Source organism: Plasticicumulans sp., assembly GCF_035331805.1.
Taxonomy (GTDB): domain Bacteria; phylum Pseudomonadota; class Gammaproteobacteria; order Competibacterales; family Competibacteraceae; genus Plasticicumulans.
This window is the reverse complement of sequence record NZ_DAOLKE010000446.1, coordinates 1-2504: the sequence shown is the minus strand read 5'-3', so window position 1 is coordinate 2504 and position 2504 is coordinate 1. Positions and strand designations below refer to the sequence as shown.

Here is a 2504-nt window from a genome sequence, read left to right as displayed (position 1 = left end):
GCCGAAGCGGCCCTTGACGCACAGCCGGCCGTGGTTGGCCGGGCCGTCGCGGCCGCTGACGCGCAGGATGCGCTGGCCGGCGACGTGGTAATCGAGCTGGCAGCCGACGCCGCAGTACGGGCAGACCGAGGGCACGACGCGCTCGGCGACGCTGACGGCTTCGCGCGCCGGCAGCAGCGCGCCGGTCGGGCAGGCCTGCACGCACTCGCCGCAGGCGACGCAGGAACTCGCCGCCAGCGGGTCGTCGAGGTCGAAGACGATGCGCGTGTCATGACCACGGGCGGCGAGGCCGATCACGTCGTTGACCTGCACGTCGCGGCAGGCGCGCAGGCAGCGCGTGCACTGGATGCAGGCATCGAGCGCGACGCGGATCGCCGGATGCGAGGCATCGGCCGGCGGCTGCATGCGCGCGGCGAAGCGTGTCGACGTGACGCCGAGCGCCTGCTGCCAGTGCGTCAGTTCGGAGTCGGGCTTCTGCACGGCGCCGGCGGTTTCGGCGGCGAGCAGTTCGAGCACGAGGCGCTGGGCCTTGCGCACGCGTTCGGTTTCGAGCTGCACCTGCATGCCGGCCGCCGGCGTGCGGCAGCAGGCCGGTGCCAGCGTGCGCTCGCCGTCGATCGCGACCACGCAGGCGCGGCAGTTGCCGGCCGGTGCGAGGCCGTCGGCGGCACAGAGATGCGGGATCGCGATGCCGTGGCGCGCCGCGGCGCTGAGGATCGTCTCGCCGGGGCGGGCGTCGAGCGCGCGGCCGTCGAGCGTGAACGGGATCGGGGCGGGGCCGGCGTCATCGGCGCTCACGGGGCGGGGTCTCCGGGCGTGCGCGCTTCCCGGGACAGCTCGGGAAACTCTTCCGGGAAGTAGCGCAGCGCGCATTCGAAGGTGTTCGGTGCCGCCTGGCCGAGGCCGCAGATCGAGGCCTCGCGCAGGACGACGGCGAGATCGGCGAGCAGCGCCGTGTCCCAGCGCGGCGCGGCCATCAGCTGCGCGGCCTGCGCGGTGCCGACGCGACACGGCGTGCACTGGCCGCAGGATTCGTCGGCGAAGAAGCGCATCGCGTTCAGCGCCGCGGCGCGCACCGAATCCTGATCCGACAGCACGATGACCGCCGCCGAGCCGATGAAGCAGCCGTAGGGCTGCAGCGTGTCGAAATCGAGCGGCAGGCCGGCGAGGCGCGCCGGCAGGATGCCGCCCGAGGCGCCGCCCGGGAAATACGCATGCAGCGCGTGGCCGGGCAGCATGCCGCCGCAGTATTCGTCGATCAGCTCGTGCAGCGTGATGCCGGCCGGCGCGAGCTTGACGCCCGGCTCGCGCACCCGGCCGCTGACCGAGAACGAACGCAGGCCCCGGCGGCCGTGCCGGCCGTGACCGTTCCACCACCCGGCGCCGCGTTCGAGGATGTCGCGCAGCCAGTACAGCGTCTCGAAGTTCTGCACCAGCGTCGGGCGGCCGTGCAGCCCGCGCTCGGCGACATACGGCGGACGCAGCCGCGGCAGGCCGCGCCTGCCCTCGATCGATTCGAGCATCGCCGATTCCTCGCCGCAGATGTAGGCGCCGGCGCCGCGGCGGAAGTGGATCACCGGCAGCGCGCAGGGCGAGGGTGGATTTGCGAGCAGTTCGGCATGGGCCTCTGCGAGCACGCGCCGGCACACCGGATACTCGTCGCGGGTATAGACGTAGATCTCGTCCGCCCCGACCGCCCAGGCTGCGAGCAGCAGGCCCTCGAAGAAGCGGTGCGGGTCCTGCTCCAGCCAGAAGCGGTCCTTGAAGGTGCCGGGTTCGCCTTCGTCGAGGTTGACGGCCATGCACCGCGGCCCCGGAAAGCTGCGCACGGTCCGCCACTTGCGCCCGGCCGGAAAGCCGGCCCCGCCGAGCCCGCGCAGCGCCGCGGCATCGAGCGTCGCCAGCAGCTCATCGAGGCTGCGCCGACCCTCGACGCAGTCGCAGAGCAGCCGGTAGCCGCCGTGGGCGCGGTAGCCGTCGAGGTCGATCCATACCGGCCGGTGTTCGGGCTCGGTGCGGGCATCGTCGACGCGCACCATGACCTTGGCCACGGTCGCCCACGGCACGTGGTTGCGCCCGACGATCGCAAGCGGCGCCACGTCGCAGCGCCCGACGCAGGGCACGCGCTGCACGCGCACGCCGGCATGCACGGCGGCTTCGATCGCCTCGGCCAGCGCCGGCGCACCGGCCAGTTCGCAGCTCAGCGAGGTGCACACGCGCACCGTCAGCCCCGGCGGCGGCGGGTCGCCGTCGGCGAGCACGTCGAAGTGGTGATAGAAGCTCGCGACCTCGTACACCTCGACCGGCGCCAGCCCGAGTTCGGCCGCGAGTGCCACGAGATGCGCGGGCGCCAGATGCCGGAAGCGGTCCTGCAGCGCGTGCAGGTGCTCGATCAGCAGCGAGCGCTCGCGCGGCAGCTCCCCGATCGTCTCGCGCACCTCGGCCAGTGCCTGCGCATCGACCTGCCGGCCCTTCGGCCCGCCGCGTCCGCTCCGTCGCCCGTT

The 2504-nt window shown here is 73.5% G+C and carries 2 protein-coding genes; both read right to left on the bottom strand.

Annotation, left to right across the window (positions count from 1 at the left end; genetic code table 11):
- On the bottom strand, positions 1 to 798 hold a 798-nt coding region (locus PKE44_RS18175), incomplete at its 3' end, for a 2Fe-2S iron-sulfur cluster-binding protein (protein ID WP_324554059.1).
- On the bottom strand, positions 795 to 2504 hold a 1710-nt coding region (locus PKE44_RS18170), incomplete at its 5' end, for an NAD(P)H-dependent oxidoreductase subunit E (protein WP_324554057.1). The genes PKE44_RS18175 and PKE44_RS18170, both read right to left, overlap by 4 nt.